Origin of the sequence: Cyclobacterium lianum, assembly GCF_900143075.1 — a bacterium.
Classification (GTDB): Bacteria; Bacteroidota; Bacteroidia; order Cytophagales; family Cyclobacteriaceae; genus Cyclobacterium; species Cyclobacterium lianum.
The window spans coordinates 92,036-112,439 of sequence record NZ_FRCY01000010.1 but is presented as its reverse complement, the minus strand read 5'-3'; the positions used below and the strand labels follow the sequence as shown (position 1 = coordinate 112,439).

18 protein-coding genes and 1 tRNA gene are annotated in these 20,404 nt (G+C 45.9%); 7 read left to right on the top strand and 12 right to left on the bottom strand.

What is annotated here, in order from left to right; all coding sequences use genetic code 11:
- Positions 1-91: 91 nt before the first annotated feature.
- Complete coding sequence (locus BUB19_RS16115; protein WP_073095621.1) at positions 92-2,938, top strand: ligand-binding sensor domain-containing protein; 2,847 nt, start codon at positions 92-94, stop codon at positions 2,936-2,938.
- 188 nt (positions 2,939-3,126) lie between these two features.
- Here the strand turns inward: BUB19_RS16115 and BUB19_RS16110 are convergent, their stop codons facing one another.
- The 6 genes from BUB19_RS16110 to aroQ all read right to left on the bottom strand — a co-directional run bounded on the left by BUB19_RS16110 (position 3,127) and on the right by aroQ (position 9,463).
- Positions 3,127-4,299 carry a PepSY-associated TM helix domain-containing protein gene (locus BUB19_RS16110; protein WP_073095619.1) on the bottom strand — a complete coding sequence of 391 codons (1,173 nt, stop codon included), beginning with the start codon at positions 4,297-4,299 and terminating at the stop codon, positions 3,127-3,129.
- Positions 4,299-6,689 carry a TonB-dependent receptor gene (locus tag BUB19_RS16105; protein WP_073095618.1) on the bottom strand — a complete coding sequence of 797 codons (2,391 nt, stop codon included), beginning with the start codon at positions 6,687-6,689 and terminating at the stop codon, positions 4,299-4,301. The genes BUB19_RS16110 and BUB19_RS16105 overlap by 1 nt, the downstream gene beginning before the upstream one ends.
- 490 nt (positions 6,690-7,179) lie before the next feature.
- Positions 7,180-7,257, bottom strand: a tRNA-Pro gene (locus tag BUB19_RS16100).
- 126 nt (positions 7,258-7,383) lie between these two features.
- A complete protein-coding gene (locus BUB19_RS16095) occupies positions 7,384-7,962 on the bottom strand; it encodes a MarC family protein (RefSeq protein ID WP_073095616.1) in 579 nt (192 codons plus the stop codon).
- Positions 7,963-7,973: 11 nt separating this feature from the next.
- Entirely contained in the window at positions 7,974-9,029 is a 1,056-nt protein-coding gene (locus BUB19_RS16090; RefSeq protein ID WP_073095760.1) for an aminotransferase class V-fold PLP-dependent enzyme, read from the bottom strand.
- Between the two features lie 5 nt (positions 9,030-9,034).
- Positions 9,035-9,463: a type II 3-dehydroquinate dehydratase gene (gene aroQ / locus BUB19_RS16085; protein WP_073095758.1), complete on the bottom strand. Its 429-nt coding sequence runs from the start codon at positions 9,461-9,463 to the stop codon at positions 9,035-9,037.
- A gap of 128 nt (positions 9,464-9,591) precedes the next feature.
- On the opposite strand from aroQ, the gene xerD reads away from it, so the two are divergent.
- From xerD to BUB19_RS16070, 3 genes are all read left to right on the top strand, one after another.
- The gene (xerD, locus tag BUB19_RS16080) at positions 9,592-10,497 is read left to right on the top strand and encodes a site-specific tyrosine recombinase XerD (RefSeq protein ID WP_073095614.1); all 906 of its coding nucleotides are present in this window, start codon (positions 9,592-9,594) and stop codon (positions 10,495-10,497) included.
- Positions 10,498-10,696: 199 nt separating this feature from the next.
- Complete coding sequence (locus BUB19_RS16075) at positions 10,697-11,206, top strand: Clp protease ClpB (protein ID WP_245802874.1); 510 nt, start codon at positions 10,697-10,699, stop codon at positions 11,204-11,206.
- A 101-nt stretch (positions 11,207-11,307) separates the two neighbouring features.
- A complete protein-coding gene (locus BUB19_RS16070; RefSeq protein WP_073095612.1) occupies positions 11,308-11,772 on the top strand; it encodes a MaoC family dehydratase in 465 nt (154 codons plus the stop codon).
- A gap of 98 nt (positions 11,773-11,870) precedes the next feature.
- On the opposite strand, the gene BUB19_RS16065 is transcribed toward BUB19_RS16070, so the two are convergent.
- The 4 genes from BUB19_RS16065 to BUB19_RS16050 all read right to left on the bottom strand — a co-directional run bounded on the left by BUB19_RS16065 (position 11,871) and on the right by BUB19_RS16050 (position 16,823).
- Entirely contained in the window at positions 11,871-14,306 is a 2,436-nt protein-coding gene (locus BUB19_RS16065; protein ID WP_073095754.1) for a TonB-dependent receptor, read from the bottom strand.
- 213 nt (positions 14,307-14,519) lie between these two features.
- Complete coding sequence (locus tag BUB19_RS16060) at positions 14,520-15,125, bottom strand: superoxide dismutase (RefSeq protein WP_073095610.1); 606 nt, start codon at positions 15,123-15,125, stop codon at positions 14,520-14,522.
- Between the two features lie 115 nt (positions 15,126-15,240).
- Positions 15,241-15,684 carry a nucleoside deaminase gene (locus BUB19_RS16055; RefSeq protein WP_073095752.1) on the bottom strand — a complete coding sequence of 148 codons (444 nt, stop codon included), beginning with the start codon at positions 15,682-15,684 and terminating at the stop codon, positions 15,241-15,243.
- 8 nt (positions 15,685-15,692) lie between these two features.
- Positions 15,693-16,823: a hypothetical protein gene (locus BUB19_RS16050; RefSeq protein WP_073095608.1), complete on the bottom strand. Its 1,131-nt coding sequence runs from the start codon at positions 16,821-16,823 to the stop codon at positions 15,693-15,695.
- A gap of 314 nt (positions 16,824-17,137) precedes the next feature.
- Between BUB19_RS16050 and BUB19_RS16040 the strand changes: the two genes are divergently transcribed.
- Positions 17,138-18,340, top strand: a complete 1,203-nt coding sequence (locus BUB19_RS16040; RefSeq protein ID WP_073095604.1) for a Na/Pi symporter — start codon at positions 17,138-17,140, stop codon at positions 18,338-18,340.
- On the opposite strand, the gene deoC is transcribed toward BUB19_RS16040, so the two are convergent.
- Positions 18,300-18,974: a deoxyribose-phosphate aldolase gene (gene deoC / locus BUB19_RS16035; protein WP_073095602.1), complete on the bottom strand. Its 675-nt coding sequence runs from the start codon at positions 18,972-18,974 to the stop codon at positions 18,300-18,302. The two genes, BUB19_RS16040 and deoC, sit on opposite strands and share 41 nt — an antisense overlap.
- A gap of 32 nt (positions 18,975-19,006) precedes the next feature.
- Between deoC and BUB19_RS16030 the strand changes: the two genes are divergently transcribed.
- Positions 19,007-19,594, top strand: a complete 588-nt coding sequence (locus BUB19_RS16030) for a methyltransferase family protein (RefSeq protein WP_073095600.1) — start codon at positions 19,007-19,009, stop codon at positions 19,592-19,594.
- Positions 19,591-19,788: a hypothetical protein gene (locus tag BUB19_RS16025; protein ID WP_073095598.1), complete on the top strand. Its 198-nt coding sequence runs from the start codon at positions 19,591-19,593 to the stop codon at positions 19,786-19,788. Before BUB19_RS16030 ends, BUB19_RS16025 begins: the two co-directional genes overlap by 4 nt.
- 35 nt (positions 19,789-19,823) lie before the next feature.
- Here the strand turns inward: BUB19_RS16025 and BUB19_RS16020 are convergent, their stop codons facing one another.
- Positions 19,824-20,384: a gluconate 2-dehydrogenase subunit 3 family protein gene (locus tag BUB19_RS16020; RefSeq protein ID WP_073095596.1), complete on the bottom strand. Its 561-nt coding sequence runs from the start codon at positions 20,382-20,384 to the stop codon at positions 19,824-19,826.
- Between the last annotated feature and the right edge of the window lie 20 nt (positions 20,385-20,404).

Here is a 20,404-nt window from a genome sequence, read left to right as displayed (position 1 = left end):
GACAATGCTACGCCAATGCATGCTGGTGAGGCTTGTTATTACATCATACCTAATTTGACTATATTGCCATCTCCATGTTATCATTGAGCCCATGAGAACCGTTTACCTGCTGTCGTTTCTACTTCTCCTGACCAGTGCTGCGCAGCCGCAATCCCTGGATTTACCGTTTTCCAGGTATTATTCCAGTCAGGAATACCAGGGAGGTATCCAAAATTATGCAATCACGCAGCATGCGAGCGGCTTGCTGTATATCGCAAACAATTACGGATTGCTGGTACACGATGGGACTACCTGGCGCAGATATTCACTTCCCAATAGTTCCAAAGTGAGGCATGTACAGGTGAGTGAAAACGGAACCATATATGTATCCGGACAGGGAGAATTCGGTACCTTCACTGCAGCTGATAATGGTGAATTGCGCTACCAGTCATTAAAGGATTCTTTGCCTGAAAATTTCCAAAATCTGGAGGAGGTTTGGAAGGTTTTTCTGGGAAACGAAAATATCTACTTCTGTACCTCTGATCGGGTTTTCGCTTTCGATCAATCGCTCCGATTGTCATCTGCCCACGAAAGCCAATCCGGATTTGAAAGCTTTCATTTTGTCAATAAGACCCTGTTTGTAAATGAGCGGGGAACAGGTCTGAAAAAGCTCGATAACGGGTCGTTTTCGCTTGTCAGCCCCGAATTTTCAGACAGGCTGGTTACCGGCCTGCTGCCGACAGGTGCCAATAAATACCTGATCTTTACCCGAGACGATGGCATATACGAACTGACAGGAGGTAGCCTTAAACCCTGGATGGAAATGCCGGAGCTGAGTATCAATGCGGTATTGCGACTCAGCAATGGCCAAATCGCCATTGCCACACAGCTTTCCGGCCTGGTACTGACAGACATGGAGGGCAGGCAACTGATGCACATGGACAAAGACAATGGATTAAATAACAATTCAATCGTTTCACTTTTTGAGGACCTGTCAGGTAATCTATGGCTAGGGCACAACAATGGCCTGTCTATGCTCCAACTGAGCTATCCCTTTGGCAAGATCAATCAATATTCAGGGCTCACGGGAACAGGCTACCATGCTATTGTCGAGCAGGAAAGCATGTACCTGGCCACCAATAACGGTGTCTTTGCCCAACAACGCCGGGCGGACGGCAGCAGCCACATGGAACTGATCCCGAATACCAACGGCCAGGTATATCAAATCAAATCCATAATGGGAAGACTGATGGTGGCCCACAATGACGGCGCTTTTGTCATCAAGTCCAACCGGGCCGAAAAAATTTCTGGTCCTGAAGGCATCTGGAATTTCCAGAGGCTGAAAAACCATCCCGAAATAGTTCTGGCAGGAAGTTACGAAGGCTTGCACCTGTATAAGCTTACAGAGGAAGGTGTCAGCTATATCAGCAAATTAGCTGGATTTGAAGAGTCCGGAAGAATCATCGAGCAGGACGACAAAGGCAATATTTGGGTGGCGCATGGCTACAAGGGCTTGTACAAACTGCGTCCGGATTCCACCCTGACGGCTGTATCTGTACGGTACTACGGCATTCAAGAGGGACTACCCTCCAATATCTTTAACAATGTCTGGAAAGTGAACAATCGCCTGATATTTACCACGCAGGCTGGTGCATTTCGCTACAACGAATTGCAGGATCGTTTTGAAAGGGATTCATTTTTTGACCTTTATTTTGCCACAGATTTCCTGATCCACTATTTGTTAGAGGATCAAATGGGCAATATTTTTTTTATCGGAGAAACCGAAATGGGAGTTCTGGAAAAAAAAGTGGACGGAAGCTATCAGAAACACTACCAGATATTTAACCCCTTAATGCCCCTGTTGAATGATGATCTCCCGAATATAGCCTCTCTCAGAGGTAACGAGGTGGTTTTTGCCGCCAATGAAGGGTTTATCCGTTTTAATCTGAATGAAAATACTTTCCAGCCACCGGTATTTCCGACCCTGATCCGGGCGGCATACCTTACTGGTACTGCTGACTCGCTGATTTTCGGTGGAAACCGGCATCACTCCTCCTCTGATCCCCCAGAAATCCCTTACAAGCGTGCCAATATCCGCTTTGAGAGCAGTAATGCCAGCCCAAACAATGAAAATGAGCTGAGCTACCAATACTGGCTTGAGGGCTTTGAGGAAGATTATGGAGAATGGACAGATAAGCCGGAAAAGGCCTATACCAATCTGCGCGAAGGCAGTTATGTTTTTCATTCCAAAAGCAGGAATATCTATGGAGCTATCAGCCCCGAGGCCAGCTTTGCCTTCAAGGTCCTGCCTCCCTGGTATCGAAATAAACTGGCCTATCTGACCTACGCTATGCTGCTGCTCTCAGGCCTGCTGCTGGCATACCGAATCGTTGAAAAAAGGTACCAGAAGAAAACGCTACAAATAAGAACCGCTTCAAGAGTGGCCATTGAGGCCAAGGAATCTGAATTGAAAACCAGCCAAAGGGAGATTGAAAAGCTACGAATGGAAAAACTAAAGCAAGCCATTCAGCTCAAAAACAAAGAGCTGGCATCTGCCACCATGCACCTGATCACCAAAAACGGTTTTATCGATCATGTACGCAATAACCTGAACGCTATCACAAAGAAAAGCAGAAACCAGGAGGTAAAGCAGGAAATCCAAAAAGTGATCAAAACAATAGAAAAAAACATGGCGGGTGACAAGGACTGGGAGCAGTTCGAGATCCATTTCGATCAGGTTCACGGAGATTTTATGGGCCGGTTCAAAAAGGAATTTGGCAATTTGAGTCCTCAGGAAATCAAACTGAGTGCTTATCTGCGAATGAACCTTTCGACCAAGGAAATCGCATACCTGATGAACATCTCTGTACGGGGGGTAGAAATCGCCCGCTACCGCCTCCGCAAAAAGCTAGATCTGGAGCGCAGCGATAATCTGCAGGAGTTTATCTTGAAGTATTAGTTTTTACTGTAACGAGCATTTCGATGATTGACTCATACACAATGAAATCCGGATGTGAGCCAAGCAAATGGTGCGCTGCAAACCATTTTTGACTACAGCTATACCATGAGGCAATGGAAAAAACTTCAATTTCCCGGATGCTGATTTTGATCCGAAAAAGAATCAGGATAGACCGGGCAAGGTGCTGTTCAATTCAAAACAGCCAGTTTTTCCAGCTTTCGGTCTGGCTTCCTCTCCGCTCTTTGACCTTTTCTGGCTTTCACCTTTTTGCCGTACCACAATAAAAAACCTGTAATTGGCAGGGATGCAATGCTCAGGCTGAGCAAAAAAGCCAACACTTTGCCGGGAAAACCCAATATGGCCCCCACATGTACATCGTAATTGATCCGCATGATTTTTTGGGCTGCCGTAGCTTCGTGAAAGCGGTTCCAGATATGGTCGACAGGTAATTCCTCCAAAGTATTCGGATCAAAATACCGGTAGTCCATTTTCCAATAGGTATCTGCGTCCGGGTTGGCATTGGCGGCAATGGCGCCATTTTCCGTTTCCGGTGGATGTACTTCGATCCAGTCGGCATTGGGATATTCGGCTCTCATGTTGAGCCAAACCTGGTCCAGCGCCGGTACTTCTCCCTGATAGGATTGTGTAGCGGTAGATTCGGGCGTATAATATTCCAGATATTCCTCACCGCCTGAGGCCAGCGAGTATACCCCATCCCTAAACCAGGTAAAGCCCCAAACCAGGCCGGTAATGGCGAATACCAACCCAAAAACCATCACGTAAAAGCCGACGACGCTGTGCAGGTCGTAATTTTTTCTTTTCCAACTGCCATTTAGCTTTAATGAAAAGCGTTGGGCCCTGGCCTTTTTGTTTTTGGGCCACCAGAGTATCAGGCCGGATACCATCATGACCAGGAAAATCAGCGTAAAAGAAGCCACTACTGGCTGCCCGATTTCCGGTGGGAGCCAGAGATAAAAATGACCGTCCAGTACCAACCGAAAAAAATCGGCAAACTCATCCTTGACTTTCAATACCTCTCCGGTATAGGGATTGACGTATACAAAATAGTAGTAGTGCTCCTCAAAACTATAGTAGATCGCCTGTGCTGCCCGATCGGGCGTAGGATAAAGAATAGCGTGGAGGTGTTTGTCGGGCAGGGCCTGGTCTGCTATCTCCCAGATCCTGGTGGGCGGCAAGACGGGACTATCCACAGGTCTTACAAATCTGTAATCCTGCGTCAGGTCCTGAATTTCTGATTGAAATGCATAAATACAACCCGTAATCGCTACTATAAACACCACAAGCCCGGACGCAAGGCCGAGCCAGAGGTGAATTTTGCCAATTGCTTTCTTTACTTTCATTAAAATCTGTAATTGAGGCTAAAAGCTATATTCCTTAATTGCTGCGGTGTGACCGTAGACCAACCCGAATAGTATCGTTCATTGGTCAGGTTATTGACCTTCAGAGACAAAAGATATTGGTTTCCAATACCGGCATAAGACACCACCGCATTGAAAACCTGATAAGCGGGCAGGGCAAAAGTACCGATATTCGCCCTGTTCAGGGTAAGGTGTTCACTGGCTGCATTTCCACCAAAGCCCAGGCCCAATCCTGCCAAAGGCCCGGTGGGAAGGGTATAACTGGCCCAAAAGTTGACCAGTCTTGCCGGTCCGGATTCTTCGGGCCGGAGTCCAAGATAGCCGCTTTCCATATTGTCCTCGGTAACTTCGGTATGGTTTTTACTGTAGCCGGCTACAAGGTTCATCCCCTCTATGGGATTGGCTATCAAGCTGATTTCTACACCTTTGCTTAGCACTTCTCCCCCCTGAATGGAATTATTGATATTGTCGGGGTCCGTCATCAGCCTGTTCTTTACTCCGATATTGTAGTAGCTCGCAGTAGCTGAAATCTTATCCCCGTATATATTGGTCTTTACACCAAATTCGTACTGGTTGGCCTGCTCGGGATCCAAAAGCTTCAACCTTGGATTGGAGCCATCAACATTGCTCACATTAACCGGCGCCAGGTTGACAAATCCGTTCATGTAATTGCCAAAAACAGAAACCTTATCGGGCATGAGCTGATAGACCACACCCAGCTTGGGAGATAGGGAGGTCTGGCTCTTTATTTCCTCTTCGACCCAATAGTCGGTCCGGCCATTAAAATTGTCCACACGCAAACTGGCCATCAGGGAGAGCGCATCGGTAAACTGAATGACATTGGAAACATAGGCACTGAGTACCTCATTGGTCCCTGTTGAATTGCCTTCGAAGGAATCTTTCACCAGGTCATCTACCCCGGCCCTGGTCAAAATACCTGTATCATTACCATCTGAGAGGGTGACCACACCATTGCCTACCCAACCAGTACTTCCGTTAAAGATCGATGATTTGAAATAATCTACTCCGATTACCATTTTGTTTCTGAACGCTCCCAATCGGAAATCCCCTATAAAGTTTTGCTGAAAGTCGGTAGTAATGGTTTGTCCATTCCGATCGGAAATGTATCGGGTAAAGGAGTCTCCGTCGCTGTTGTCAAAAAGATAATGGTAGTAACCGTCTGTTTTGGTGGAGCTTCTTGACAACACCGTCTGGGAAGTCCAGGATGAATTGATTTCGTAAAAAGCCTGTGCCTGTATACCATAGGAGGCATTATTGATATCCAGTCCGTTGCCGGTGAAGGATTTCTCGTAGTTTCTCTCAAAAAGCTCCATGCTGGAAAAGGTAAGCGGATTGGAACGATTGAGAAAGATCATGGGGGCATTTACGGAAACGGCATCCAGAAATTCGGTATTGATTAAAAAACTGAGTTTTTCACTGGCTTTAAACCTGAAAGATGGGGCTATAAATATCGATCTGCTGCTCCCCGCATCCTGAAACGTATTTTGGGATTGGTAGGCCGCATTCAGACGAATAGCCGAAGATCCGGATACCGGCTCGTTGATATCCGCAGTCAGCCGGTTCAGTCCGAAACTTCCGGTGACAAACCCAAATTCCCTTCGTTCCTGTACCAGTGGCTTCTTGGTGGTGATGTTGATCAGGCCACCATAAGAGATCATGGGACTTCCGAAAAGAGTACCCGAGGGACCTTTGATGACGTCTACACTTTCCACATTGGCAGGATCAAGGCCTCCGTTATTTACACTGGGCATACCGTTTACCATGGTAGGCTGCACCGAAAAGCCCCGCATCGAATAGTATTCCGCACCATCACCTCCCCTGCCTGTGGACTCCCAGAGGCGGGTTACGCCGGTGGCATTTTTGAGGGCGTCATTCATGTTGGTCACTACCTGTTCTTTCAATAGTTTGCCACTGATTGAATTGTACACCTGTGGATTTTCCAGGTCCTTTAAAGGTAATTTGGAGACGGTAAAATTGCTATCTGAATAGAATCTGTTGGCATTCATATCAGTAACCAGCACCTCTGAAAGTGAAGTGGCACTTTCCTTTAGTCTGAAATCTACTGTCAATCGCTGGCCCGGTCGTAGTTCAATATTTTTTTCCTGTGCCTCAATCCCTACAAAGGATGCTTTCAGGGTATAGATCCCGGCTTCCAGGTCTTTGATCAGAAAACGCCCCTGCCGGTCCGTGGTGGCTCCTTTGGTTTGACCTGCGACCGCCACATTGACAAATTCCAGCGGTTTATTGTCAGCCGTTGCTACCCTGCCGGTGATAGTCCCGGTTTGAGCGTAGGCTGCTGAGAAAGCAAAAAGTGCAATAACTGCTATCAAAAAGGAGTACTTGTTTTTCATTGTGTTTATAAATTTTGACAGGGCAAAAGTATTAATAAGATTAATTCTAAACAATGCTATTTGGAAATAATCTTAATTAATTAAAACAATAGAAATTTTCTATTCAAGCGGGTTTTTTGAAGAGTTGGAATTTTCTGGTTTTGATAGCAGGAATAATGGGGTAACGCCAAAACCAATTGATTGAAAATGGGATGTTTCAGTCCTGATTTGAAATCCCCGCCACCGTGCTTCAACGGCCTGATGCTTTAGCAGTAAGTAATAAAAATCTTATCGTATCAATCGCCTATAGCTCACAAAAAGACTTGTTGGGTGGCGATCAAGGCAGTGCGACTACTTGCTTTCAGTATTCCACGCATCAGAGAAATAAACAACAGTTAGGAGTTGCCCTCCATCACCTATTTCAATCCCGGTTCTCTTCCCGGCACCATTGTAAAGTTTAACCAAATGGGCATAAAAAAACCCACCTCGAAAAGGCAGGTTTTTTTTGTATTGGTCGGGGTGGCAGGATTCGAACCTGCGACCTCCTCGTCCCAAACGAGGCGCGATGACCGGGCTACGCTACACCCCGAACTACTTTCGGATTTTATTCCCAAAGCGATTGCAAAAGTAATTCTTTTTTCTTCAAATCAAAACCCTAAATACGAAAATATAATGTAAAAAACCCTGGGATATCCGGACAACCGCAAGCTCCTCCTCAACTGCCAGGAAACACATTGCTTTTAAAGATCTTGATGGCTATCGACAACAGAATAATACCGAATATCCTGCGCAATACATCCAGGCCCGTCTGCCCCAACTTTCGCTCCAGCCAGTTGGTGCTTTTGAGGACCACAAATATGATGATCAGGTTCAGGATGATCCCTACAGCAATGTTGGCCTGAGAAAATTCTGCCTTTAAGGTTAGGATGGTCGTCAGTGTACCTGCTCCTGCGATCAACGGAAAGGCAATCGGAACAATGGAGGTACTTGTGGCCCCTGCTGCTGGATCGGGTTTGAAAATTTCAATTCCCAGGATCATCTCCGCTCCAAGTGCAAAAATGATCAGCGCTCCGGCTATGGCAAAGTCCTCCACTCCGATACCGAAGAGTTGAAGAATGGACTTCCCTAGAATCAGAAACAGTACCATCAATACCCCGGCCACGATAGTGGCTTTTCCGCTTTGGATATGGCCAACCTTCTTGCGGAGATTGATGACTATGGGTATAGATCCCAAAATATCAATGACCGAAAAAAGGATCAGGGTTACCGATACAATTTCTCTGAAATCAAACATGCATTACGTTTTCAAAAGCCTTGTAAAAACCGGGTCAATTTTTCAAATTCCTCATCTGTGATGGCCGGAAAATTGGCTATCCTGAAACTGGTCGGTTTAAGTGGACCGTAGCCACTGCCCATTTGCATGCCCTGAGCTTCAGCAGCCGCTTTGATGCTTTTGATAAAAGCCTCTTCACCTCCTACGCCCAAAACCGTTCGGCTTCTTGCTGCGGGATTGGTTACCAAAAAAGCCAGTTTGGCCGATTGATCCACCAGTTTTTCCAGGGCCTGCATCCTTTTTTCAGTCTTTTCCTGCACCTCCTGGATAGGCGGCATATCCTGCAGAACCCGATACAGCAAATAAATGCCAAGCACATTGGGCGTATAGTGGGTTTGGTAATTAGCGGCATTTTCCAGCATGAAGTTCAGGCTATTGTAGCGGCCATATTCTCCTTTGCTTTTTGCTTTGGCAATAGCTCTCGGCGAAAGCACCAATAAACCCAGGCCTGCAGGCAGGCCGAAGCACTTTTGTACAGAGGCGTACCAGACATCTGCCAGCCTGAAGTCCAGATAAATCCCTCCCATAGAGGAGGTGGTATCCACCGCCAGCATCTTGCCGGGATATTTTTCTGCCAGATCCGCAATAATTTGATTGCTTACCTGCGTGGCATTGGAGGTTTCATTTTGGGTAACGGCAATGAAATCAAAAGCATCGGAAACTGCCAGGTCAGCTACTTCCAATACCGTGTTTTTATCCAACTTCAAGGAGGCGGTTTCGGGAATGATATTTTGGGCGAAATCAAACCATTTTTTGCCAAAAGATCCTGAAAAAATATGGAATGAAGCCTGCTCTACCAGGGACTGGGAAATGATTTCCCAGTTTTCGGTGGCACTCGAGGTGAACAGTAACTTGTAATCGGAAGGGACATCCAACTTTTCCTTAAACAAGCTTTCCGTTTCCCTGTACAAATCCATAAAAACCGCACTGCGGTGATTGGCACTGAGGATACCCTGACGATAAGCATCCTGAAAATATTCGGGCAATCGGTCAAAGACTTTTGACGGGCCCGGGGCAAATGTGAGCATAGACATTAGCGATTTTCTATCTGTATAAAATATTGTAATCCGAGTTCATAACCCAGCAAGCCCAATCCCGCAATCATCCCCACGCATTCTTTGGAAATGATGCTCTTGTGCCGGAATTCCTCTCTTTTGTAAATATTGGAAATGTGTATTTCAAGCACGGGCGTTTTGATGCCGGCAATGGCATCTGATAAAGCCACCGAAGTATGGGTATATGCGCCGGCATTCATCAATATACCATCATGATCAAAGCCGACCTCATGCAGCCGGTTAACAAGCTCGCCCTCCACATTGCTTTGGTAATAGGAAAGTGTCAGATCGGGATATCTGGTTTTCAGTTTTTCGAAAAAATCTTCAAAAGTACTGCTTCCGTAAATTTCCGGCTCACGCTTACCTAAAAGGTTGAGGTTGGGCCCGTTGATAATGGCGATTTTCAATTTTCTGTCGGGTTTTTGATGTCTGAATGGAAAGGCAAAGTTAAGCATTCGGGCAATATGTACGGGAGATAATGCATTGTTTTTGGGAAAATGATTCCAAAGTGTCAGGGAAGCATTAATTTTACTGTATGGAATGGGAAAAGGAGATCAGGGCTTTTGGCTATTACCTGAAAATTGAGCGGTCGCTACAGGAAAATTCGATCCTGGCGTACCGTCAGGATGTGGAAAAAGTCGCTGACTTTATGGAAAAAAATTTTCCCGGCCTGGGTCCCGATAAGGTCCAACTCTATCATCTCCGACAGTTTGTAAATGCCCTGTCTGGCCTGAATATTTCTGAATTTTCCCAGGCGAGGATCCTTTCCGGTATCAAGGCCTTTTTTAAATTCCTTATGTATGAGGACAAAATCCGGGACAACCCTTCCCTGCTTTTGGAGGCACCAAAGCTCAGCCGAACCCTGCCGGATACCCTGAGCTATCCTGAAATCGAAAAATTGCTCGAGGCCATCCCCATGGGAGCGCCTGAAGGGCACCGCAACCGGGCCATGCTGGAATTGTTGTATAGCAGCGGGCTGCGGGTATCCGAACTGGTCAATTTGAAAACCGGCCACTATTTTAAAGACATCGGCTTTCTTCGCGTAACAGGCAAGGGCAATAAGGAACGCCTCGTCCCGGTCGGAAGGTCTGCCGCCAAATACCTGAAGCTCTACCTGGAAGAAGTCCGTGTACACCAAAACGTTGCCAGGGGACACGAAGACTACATATTTCTAAACCGGCGCGGAAAAAAGCTGACGAGGGTGATGATTTTCCTTATCATCAAAAAACTCGTCAAAGAAACAGGGATGCAAAAAAAGGTCAGCCCACATACTTTCAGGCATAGTTTTGCAACCCACCTGGTGGAAGGAGGAGCTGACCTCAGGGCCGTACAGGAGATGTTGGGGCATGAAAGCATCACCACGACAGAGATCTATACCCATCTGGACAGGGATTATCTCCGTCAGGTATTGAACGAATTTCTCCCGGCCAGCAAAAAGTAACTTTTGACACCGCCAAACCCGGGCGACCATCCGATCTTCTGGTGGCCAGTAAGCGATAAAGGTCAATCTGATTCTTACGAAAAAAGATTTGTAGCAGGTTGTTTTTCAGAAAATAGTGGCTCTTCCTGCCTATTTACCAGGCCTGAGATATCCCGGTAAATCATTTCAGGCATGCTTTTTGAAATCGCTAAAATTGACCATGAAGGAGTTTATTCATAAAGGCAGTTACAACATGAACAACAAATTATTATTTTTCCTGGGATTGGTAATCTGGTTATTGACCCTACCGTTTTCGGCAGATGCTCAGGAAAAACTTAACAAACTGGTACAGGAAAGAAAAATCCTGCATCAGGAGTGGCAGGAATCGGAAAAGCAGAAATCAGGTATTTTTGGAAACCGGACAAAAAAAGACATGACGGCCACCAATGAATGGATGGATCGGATCATACAGAAAGACAACCAGATCATGCAGGAACTGGAAATGCTGAAGGATATTCAAACCACTACAATCGGAAACGAAAAGGAAGATTACAAATTTATCGCCCATAAGGCTGAGGCCGATATCGTCAAGCTAAAGCGAGCGCTTCAAAGTAAGGATTCGGATATCCGGGAAGAGCAGGAAAAAACAAGAACTTACGAATGGACAACCTTGATTTTTTTCATAAGTAGCCTGGTTCTTGGATTTTTATATTATCGCCGCAAAAGGTAAACCATTGCTTTGCCTTTGCCTGATAAAGGGTAGTTTATTGATTTTTTGTTTTAAAATCCGGAGGGTTTTGATAATTTCATTTTTTTAAAAGCCAACAGAACATGAACAAACTTATCATCAATAGTTTTGAAGATTTTCAGCAATATATCGGCAAGGAACTGGGTGTCTCGGATTACCACCGGATAAATCAGGAACAGATCAACCTCTTTGCGGACGCGACATTGGACCACCAGTGGATCCACACAGACCCTGATAAAGCAAAATCAGAGGGGGCATTTGGAGGCACTATCGCGCATGGTTACCTCACCCTCTCCCTGGTTCCTTATCTGTGGAACCAGATCGTGCAGGTCAACAACCTCAGAATGATGGTCAACTACGGTATCGAAAACCTGCGTTTTGCCAATCCGGTAAAAGTAAATGACGAGATCAGAATGAAGGCGAGCCTGGCCAATATTAGTGACCTCAGAGGCACCATCAAGACAGAGATGAAAGTAAAAATCGAAATCAGAGGAGAAAAGAAACCTGCCCTTTCTGCCCATTTGATCTTCCTGTATCATTTCATGTAAGCTCAATCGGTGCCACCCGATCAAATAAAAACAGCACCCAGGAGGTGCTGTCTTTATTATTGTTAAAAACCTAATCTAAACTTATTCTCGTCTGAAACTTAGTCCAATCTGTTTCTTTCTTCGGTGCTTCCACTTCTCTGAGAAACCTTAAACTGCTCTCCCCGGGCAAATTTCCAACGCAGCGTAAATCTCACGCTCTGCATGCTGTTGTACTGCCGCACATCAGTATTGATGCTGTGAAAATCAATATTTCCCCTGAATTTCATGGTTCTGAATATATCTGCTCCATTCACCGTTAAGCTCAGCTTGTCGTTGTAAAATGTTTTGGTCAGGCCGGCGTCCATCCAGCTCATCGCATCTATCTTCAACTGCCCATCCCGAAAGGGGCTTCTGTAAATCCCGACCAATTCCAGTCTGAACCCCTTTGGCAGGGTAATGTTGTGCTGACTTCGGGCCATAAAGGAAAACTGTTTTTCGTCCAGCAATTCGGCTCCCAACTGAGACTGAAAGGTGTTGCCATCAAACTGGAGCATGTTGCTGGTGCTGTACCAGGACGCAAACTCAAACGGAATTGTCGCACGCACACTCAAATTTTGTGTGCGATCTAAGTTTTGCATTTGAATACGGGTTTTCCTGGTTTCCTCATCCTGCACCATGATCTGTCCAAATGCGTTCTCGGTCTGAGAAAAAGATACCGCCAATTGATATGCATTCTTGATGATATGGTTCATTTCAAAATTATTGGCATATTGTGGCCTCAACTGAGGATTTCCCTCCTCAGTAGTCAACGGATCGATATAAAACACATAGGGGTTCAACTGCCGGTAATGGGGTCTGGTGATCCTGCGATTCAGGTTATAGACGATTTGGTAGTTATCGTTTACCTGGTGCTGCAGGTACAGGCTGGGAAATAAGTTGAGGTACTCCTGGGTGTTGATTTGGGAGGAACTCACCGAATTTCCTTCAATATCTGCATATTCTGCCCTGAGACCCGCCTGAAAGTTCAACTGCTCGCTGATGGGGCCTTTGTAGGAAGTATAGGCTGCCAGTACCTGCTCTTTGTAAATGAAATGATTGCTATTTGGATCCGGGTTAAACACCCCCTCTTCCACACTTTTTGAAATGTCCAACTTATTGTCTGAATTGACCCAGCTTCCTTTCAGTCCTGCCTCCAGCTCCCTGTCCTTTCCGAGCGGTCTGGTGAAATCAGCTTTAGCTGTGTAAATGGTATACAACATTTCGTTGCCGGTACGGATCCTGTCCGAAGTTCCCTCTCCGGTGAGTTCATTCGTCCAATAGCTGTTGCTGAGCATGCTCAGGCTACCGGCGTCCATTTGGGTAAAATCGAGGTCTGCGCTAAGCTTTGTTCCCTGGGTGTCCAGTCTGGCAATGTAATGTAGATTTCCAAAGACCCTGTAATTATCGGAGTATGAATCATTGAGCGCATTCAGGTAGTTCGTGTCACTGTTCTTCGGGTTGGAGATATTGGTAAGGGAGTTACCATCCTCAGTGCCTTTTTGCCCGGATGCCTGAAGGTTAATCCCGATACTGTGTTTTTCATTGATCTGGTAATCGGTACCCCCGGAAAAAAACAGGTTGCTCCTCAACAACTTTAATCGCGCTTCCTGATCAAATACCGAAAGACCACCGTCCACCTGAAACCTTCTGATGATATCCAGGTCTATAAATCGTCCCCATTCGCTGTAATTCAGACTGGCATTTGAGGTCCATTTATTTTTCTTAACATTTAAAGTCGCTCCCGCTGATGGTGTATGCAATCCATTATACTGGCTGCCCAAATGTACATTGCCATTGGTGCCATTGATGTTATTTTTCTTTAGCACCAGATTAATCACACCAGCAGCTCCTTCAGCATCATACTTTGCCGGAGGATTGTTGATCACTTCAATACTCAGGATATTGTCCGCTGGCATGGCCCTCAGAAAGTTGGCCAGGTCTGCGGCATTCATATAGGTTTGTCGCTCATCTATCAAAACCACCACGCCTGATCTGCCATTCAGACTGATATTGCCATCCGCATCTACAAACACTCCTGGAGAACGACCCACCACGTCCAGGACTGTGTTGCCCTCCGCCATGACCGTTCCCGCCACATTGACAATTGTTTTATCTGCCTGAATCAGCACATTGGGCCTTGCAGCATTCACCGTCACCTCGTCCAATCCTGTGGTTTCTGCCTGCACCTGAATGGTTCCGAAATTTTTTTCTGCTCCTCCCCGCAATACGAATGGGTTAGTTTGGTAGCTGGTGTAACCCAGGGTAGTAATACGCAGAAATACTTCTTTTTCGGAAATCGTCTGCAGGGTGAAGTATCCGGCGTCATCGGAAATGACAGCAGTAACCAATTCCTCAGAATTCACTTCAAGCAAAACTACATTAGCGAACGGCAGGGGTTCACGATTTTCATCCAGGATAGTCCCGGATACTGTCCCGGATATCTCCTGAGCTGCCAGGTGGCTCCATCCGATCAGGTAGAAAAATGAAGTGGCAAAAACAAGCGTTCTTAAGTTCATGGTCATATTTGATTATTCGTTCTATGCCATGACATGGGAAAAAGGTGCCAAATACAAAAAAAATACCTATAGGACTGTTTATCAATTATTTATAATATTTTCGAAAAATATAGCTGTCCCACAACCGTACACTTTTGCTGTTCGCAAACCGCACAAAAAAACCCCCCGGAAATCACCGGAGGGTAGTATGATCGCATTTGGAAAGCGCATGTATTATTTGGCCGCAGCATATTTTTTCGCTACTTCCTCCCAGTTCACTACGTTCCAAAAGGCATCGATGTAATCTGGCCTACGATTTTGGTAATTCAGGTAGTAAGCATGTTCCCAAACGTCCAATCCCAGAATAGGCGTACCTTTCACCTCGGCAATGTCCATTAGGGGATTGTCCTGATTGGGAGTAGAACTCACCTGCAACTCACCGTTACTGACACTCAACCAGGCCCAGCCTGAGCCAAATCGGGTAGCGGCCGCATTGGAAAATTCCTCCTTAAACTTATCGAATGAACCAAATTTCTTATCTATGGCAGTTGCAAGCTCGCCGGAGGGGGCCCCGCCGCCTTTCGGAGACAAGATAGTCCAGAAAAGTGAATGGTTGTAATGTCCGCCACCGTTGTTTCTGACGGCCGTAGAAGCAGAGGAGATCCCTTTCATGATATCTTCTATACTTTTTGAAGCCAGATCCGAGCCTTTTATGGCGTCATTCAATTTGGTCACATAGGCATTGTGGTGTTTGCCATGATGTATTTCCATTGTCTTGGCATCGATATGTGGCTCCAATGCATTTTTTTCATAAGGTAAACTAGGAAGTTCAAAAGCCATTATTTTAATCTTTTAGGTTAAACATTAATTTAGTTGATGGTATTGGGTTCGAATTAAAAACCTATCCATACAAACCAAGGAACTTCAAAAATGGTTCTTTTATTCCGTTGAATCTCTAATTCCTGAGATTATTAAAAAATGCCTGCAACAATTTCCTGGAATTATCCTGCAGCAGCCCGTTGGAGACTTTCGTTTTAGGATGAAGCAGATCAGGACCATTGCGCGAAAATCCACGTTTCGGATCGGCTGCTCCGTAGTGCAGCTCCCCCAGTTGCGCCCAGTAGATGGCGCCCGCACACATGACACAAGGCTCCAGGGTAACGTACAGCCTGCATTCCGGAAGGTACTTGGAACCCAGCGCATTTGATGCTGCGGTAATGGCCAGTATCTCAGCATGGGCCGTCACATCTGTAAGCTTTTCGGTTTGGTTGTAGGCTTTGGCGATGATCCGGTTTTTCACGACCACCACAGCACCCACCGGGATCTCTCCCTCTTCAAAAGCTATCCGGGCCTGCTTCAGGGCCTCTTGCATCCAATATTCATCGGAATACAGTTGCAGTTCATCCATTAAAAAATCATTTCAAAGATTTCCTGGCGTACCCCTTCATTGATAATCAGTGCTAAAATAAGCGACACGATGAGTCCGATCCCAGCCTTGACCAGATCGTTTTTTGCCAGCCGGTACGCCCTGACCAATCGGGCCTTCCTCTTTTTTAATTTTTTCGATTTCGCAAGGGCAATAGAAAGCTCCCTGCCACCCAACAGGCCGATAAACACCCATGTAGTACTCATGGGCATGTTTGAGTAGGCTTTAAAGTAAAACAAGATTACCGCATAAACCAGGTCTACTATCGTAGCTGCCCGGACATCGGTGACGCGGGTCTTTTCATTAACAATACCCTGTATTTTATCCCCTTTCACATAAAACAAGACACCCAGGCCCAGGAAAACAAATCCGGTATAGGCTGAAAATTCCCATACGTCAAGTTGCCTTGGGAGAAATACTGCAATATTGGCGGCATCCTGCATGATCCACACGGCCCAGAGGCAGCCTGAAGTGATCCATTGTAAAAAGTACCAATAATTCCGAGGCTTCCCTTTCAGATAATTGGTAACGAACTTTTCAAGCACATACCAGACGATGATCGCCATGATAAATGCAAGAAGATAACCGATAAAACTTTTCTGCATGACTCCCATGATCGTGCCCGCCTTGTAAGTAAACACATTAAGCAGTAAAAATGTGGTGGACACCGGCATCCTTAACCTGGTCATCACCAACAATACAATAGGGGCAGCGATCTGCAAAAAAACAAAACTCTGGGGGGCCTGATCAAGGCCGTCAACCTGAAGACGCTGATAACTCACGTCTCCATCGTACCTGAACCAGCTATAGGTAACGGTACCGACAAAAATCAAGCCCATAAACAACCAGAGAAAATACCACTTCCGGTTCTGGTTAGAAGCAATAAAAGTACCTATGGTCTGTATGCTGTCGTTGGCTATGGCAGAATAGGCAGCAAGCATAAAGCCAAACCACATGGCTGCATAGGTATAGGGAGTGATGATACCTGCAACAGAAACTAAAATGCAAACGATTAATAAAAATGACTTTTCTTTTTTCGTGAAATCAAAAAGTGAATAAGCTGCTTTTGATAAAGCATCCTGGTTAATATTTTGATCTTTTAGTTTGGCCATGCGTTGGTCTTTGGCGTGAAATAAGGCTGCAAATTAAACAAGATTTTCTAAGGATCGTGTTAACAAATTGTTAAGTCCTTTTCGACGGGTTCTGAAATTGCATTTTCCGAAAACTTTAAGAATGATATCAGCCCATGTCAAAAATATAAATATTTTATTTCTTACCCATTTATATGGCCCTTTTTTAATCGATTCTACCTGAGCCGGTTCTGTGATTCGAATTTTAACATAAGTTTTACCTGAAAAGCGTGTAATTCTCTTCCCGCTATACGTATTTTGCATCTTCAATCAGCCGCTGTAGCTTCCATTTTTCAATGAACACAACTCCTTACAACAATTCCCTTAAGAAAAATGTCCTCACGATATCGACTGTGGTCCTGGGATTGCTGTTTTTTATGTTCTCCATAGACTTTCTTACCTATGCCCTCGCGAAGCTGAACAACGAGATGGCCAATACCCTTTTTATGGCCACAATTAACCCATTTGTCGGCTTGTTTATTGGATTGCTCACCACCGCTTTGATCCAATCAAGTTCTACTGTCTCTGCCATGGTGGTAGTCCTGGTGGCTTCAGGCAATCTGAGTCTTGCGCAGGCGGTTCCCCTGATCATGGGTGCCAATATCGGAACTACCCTTACCAGCACCCTGGTGGCATTCGGGTACATCATGAAAAAAAAATCCTTCCGCAAAGCACTCTCCGCTGGTGTACTCCACGATATCTTCAACATCATCTCCGTTATCATCCTGCTGCCGCTTGAAATTTACTTCGGCATGTTGAGTAAAACGGCAGCCTGGATCACCCAGGCTTTTGTTAGCGACAGCAGGCTATTGCCCGGAGAGGCTGCCTACCAGGGCTTTTTTCTCCGCCCTGTAAGTATCTACCTTGCCGAATTATTGCACTGGCCATTGCTATCCCTGCTGACCGGGATCCTCATCCTGATCGGCTCCATCAAATTGTTATCTTCGCTGGCTTACAAATCACTGATTACCCCCAATTTTAAAAAAATCAAAAAGCATATCTTCAATATACCGACCCGTTCTTTCCTATACGGAATGTTTTTCACGGCAGCCGTCCAATCCAGCACCATCACTACCTCGCTGATGGTAACTGCTGTAGCCACAGGCAAGGTAGCCCTGCGCAAAGTCTTTCCCTTCATCATGGGCGCCAATGTGGGGACTACCATCACCGCTGTGATAGCAGCCTTTTACAAAACCGAAGCGGCGATAAGTATTGCCATTGTACATGTGTTGTTTAACCTGATCGGCACGCTCATATTTCTACCGCACCCCGGGCTCAGAGGCATACCCGTGCGGCTGGCAAAGCATTTTGGCAGAACTACCGCCAACACCCGGCTGGTGGGGTTTGCCTACATTTTGCTCACCTTTTTTATAATCCCCTTTTTTCTGATTTACTTTAACCAGTCCGAATCACCGGCAAGACCAATCGAACCTCCTAAAAACCCCGTAGTGGGAGAAATCAGTCAGACGGAAGTTGATCCTCCAGATAGGCTTCCATGATTGCCGGACCACTGCTCGTGCCAATACGATCGGCTCCGCTGCTGATCATTGTGAGTGCCTGGTCCAGGGTCCTGATACCTCCGCTCGCCTTGATGCCTACCTGACTGGGGAGATACTCCCGCATTTGCCGGACGATTTCCGGCTTCGCCCCCTCAGGAGCAAAACCGGTAGAGGTTTTGACAAAATCCACTCCAGCATCCCTGCAAATGTTACAGGCACTACGCAGTTCGGACTCATCCAGATAGGCTGTTTCGAGGATTACCTTCAGAAACCTCTCCTCCTCATGACAGCATTCCGCCAACTGGGCCAGCTCAATTTTTGGCCAGTTCATGCCGGATTTGAACGCAGTGAGAGACCATACCACATCCAATTCATCCGCGCCATCCCGGATGGCCTGCCGGGCTTCAAATACCTTGGTCTGCGACATGCCATATCCAAACGGAAAACCAATAACTGTCACAACCTGAATGTCTTCCGCTGCCAACTCCCGTTTTACTTTCTTCACCCAGAAGGGCGGTACAACTACTCCCCTGAAGCGGAAGTTTATGGCTTCAGCGATCAGTTTTCCGATGACCTTTTCATCTGTGGTGGGATGCAGGACGGTGTGTTCAATATATCTGTGCAAATTTTTCATTAATCGGCCAAATTGTAGATATTCGTGTGTTTATGCAATATTTAATCCTCTGCCTGGGCTGGTTGTTTTTTTATGCCAGCCATACATTCCTGGCAAGCCTCAATATAAAAAGAAAAGTCAAAGCCTGGATGGGAAATTCCTATAAATGGTACCGCCTCAGCTATAGTCTTGTTGCCAGCTTTATTTTTTTAGCGATTTTCCTGTTTGCAGGCAGTATTGATCCCATCTGGCTTTTTGAGCGCTCAAACGGCACCACATATCTGGGCTTTATGCTCGCTACCTTCGGAACCATTATTGCCGCCAAAAGCATGAAACAGGTGGAGCTAAGCAGGTTTCTGGGATTAAAGCCGCACGATGACCTGAGAGAAACAGAACCCCTCATTAAAACTGGCTGGTATCAATACATGAGACATCCGCTGTATGCCGGACTGATATTAATCTTCGCCGGGTATTTATTTTATGTACCGAATATGGCTTCCCTCATTCACCTGCTGGCCCTGCTATCGTACCTGCCATTCGGTATATACTACGAAGAAAAAAAACTGCGGGAGCAGTACGGTGAAAAATATGTCCGGTATCAAAACAAGGTTCCGCCGCTTATCCCCAGATTAAAAAAATGAACGAACTCATAATCTATTCTATCCTCCTGCTAATGGTGTTGACACACCTGATTCTGGCCAGTCTGCTTTACCGAAAAATCAACAGGGACAAGCAACTCAGCTTTCATGAGAAAAATGACTGGCGGCTCAGGGCACTGGTCTTCCCTGCCTATTACTGGTTTGCCTATAAAAAACATAAAGCCCGCCAAAAATAGCGGGCTTCATTTTTACAGTAAGGACCAGCACCGGTTTATATCGCCCAGGCCTTGTCTCCTTTTTTGTATTCCATACAGGGATCATATCTACCGGGGGTTTCCACAAAGCGCAAAGCCTGTGTCGCACCTATTTCTGAGGTAAAGTAGCCCAGAAGCGTCAGGTCTTTGATCATCAGAATGTATTTCGCCTCATCCTCGTCGGCAGAATTCTGATTCATTGCAGCTTTGTTGAGCTGATTCAGGAAAGCGGTCCGCTCCTCTACGGAAGCATCCATAAATTCTTTGCCGGTTTCAGATTTAAAGCTGCTTTTCAAACTGTTCAGGCCATTGATAAAGCTCTTTTGCTGCTCTTCGGTATAGGTATCTTTGACCATCATGGCCATAAATGACCCGATTCCAGCTGCTTTGGCACCAGGGGTATCAGTTGTAGGAATGATGGCTTCTCCGATCTCGTCCATATAAGCCAGTTCTTCTTCGGAAAAGTCCAGCCCTTCTATTTGCTTATCGGGAGCACAACCGGTGAGGATCACATTGGCACCGACCATGGTTCCGCCCATCATGAGCACCACACTTTTCAGGGCCTCTCTTCTATTCATTACAGTCATCTTGTTTCTTT